Origin of the sequence: Saccharothrix hoggarensis (assembly GCF_042678885.1) — a bacterium.
GTDB lineage: Bacteria > Actinomycetota > Actinomycetes > Mycobacteriales > Pseudonocardiaceae > Actinosynnema > Actinosynnema hoggarensis.
Genome location: NZ_JBHTLK010000479.1, coordinates 1 through 1,414, shown reverse-complemented (window position 1 = coordinate 1,414; position 1,414 = coordinate 1). Strand labels below are relative to the sequence as shown.

The window sequence follows — 1,414 nt, the reverse complement described above, 5'->3', positions numbered from 1 at the left end:
CGGCGCCGACGTGGACCTCCGCCGCCGGCCGTGACGGGTCGGTCGGGCGCGGGACGTCAGCGGACGGTGGCCTCGCGGAACCCCGCGAGCCACCGCCGCACCTCCGCGGGCGACCGCAACCGCACGTGCGGGAGGTCCGCCAGCACGCCGGGGTAGGTGGCGCGGTGCCTGCGGTGCGCGCTCCACGCCCACCCGATGACCGAGTCCGGCCCGAACAGGAACGCCCAGCGCTCCCGGTTGCCGTTCCACAGCTCGGTCCGGCGCACGATCCGGCCCACGCTGCGGCGCAGCAGCCTCGGCAGGAATACCCGCGGCGGCATGTCCAGCCACACCAGCAGGTCGGCGCGGTGCCACAACACCTCCGCGGTCTGCCGGACGAAGTTGCCGTCGACCACCCACGCCGGCCCGTCCGTCGCCTCGGCGAGCCGCTGCCGGTACTCCTCGACGGGCGGGCTGGTCCAGTCCGGGCCGTGCTGGAGGGCGTCCAGCTCGACGTGCGCACCGCCGACGAGCGCGGCGAGCTCGTTCGCCAGCGTGGTCTTGCCCGCCCCGCTGACGCCGAGGAGGACGATCCGACGTGGTCGTTCCCGCGTTGTCACTGCGAACTCCTGCCCGCGTTGGTCCCGATCGGCGCTAGCAGTCTGCCGGCCACGCCACCAAGCGACCCCGGGACCAGCAGCGGCCGACGGCCTCGGCGCGCACGGTCGCCCCGTCGAACACCGCCAGGCCGATGGTGCTGTGGCCGGAGGCGCGGCGGTCGCCGAGGGTCGGGATCGCCGGCGCGACCCCGACCCCTTCCACCGAGACCCACGCCACGGGCCGACCGGACGCCGCTTCGTCCAGGCGGTGCAGGAAGCGCAGGCGGCCCTCCGGCGAGAGCCGCGACAGCGCCCACGTCGTGGTGACGACCGGCAGGGCGTGCGCGGGAACGCGGGCGAACGCGTCGGGCAGGAGGTCCACGACGTCACCGCGCAGCAGCACCGGGGAGACCGCCGCGGCCAACGCCGTCTCCGCGTCCAGCCGCGCGACCCGCTCCGACCGGTCCGGCGCGTCCGGCCACAGGCAGGCGCGCAACCACCGGGCGTCGTCCGGGTCGGTCACGTCGAGCGGGTCGGGGTCGACGCCGACGCGGGCGACGATCTCGGGCAGCGCCCGCGTCGGCACGGGCCGGTCGCCCACGACCGAGCACGACACGCGCACGGGAGACGCCGGGTCGCCCAGGGACTGCCCGTTGCCGTAGGCGATGGCGACGCGGTCGACGACGAGGTTGAAACCGGCCGCGCAGCCCACGTCGACCAGCCCGACCGCGTCCGCGCCGACCCGTCGCGCCACCTCGGCGACGGCCGGGTACAGGACGGCGCAGCGGCCGGTCTCGTCGGTCCGCGGCTGCCGGCGCGCGGCGATGGCCGCGACC

General features: G+C 76.7%; 2 protein-coding genes. Both read right to left on the bottom strand.

Annotation, left to right across the window (positions count from 1 at the left end; all coding sequences use genetic code 11):
• Positions 1 to 56: 56 nt before the first annotated feature.
• Positions 57 to 599, bottom strand: coding sequence for a P-loop NTPase family protein (locus ACFQ3T_RS36595; protein WP_380730754.1), 543 nt, complete (start codon positions 597 to 599; stop codon positions 57 to 59).
• A gap of 34 nt (positions 600 to 633) precedes the next feature.
• Positions 634 to 1,414 (bottom strand): DUF2332 domain-containing protein (locus ACFQ3T_RS36590; protein ID WP_380730752.1); only part of this gene is annotated, 781 nt, incomplete at its 5' end.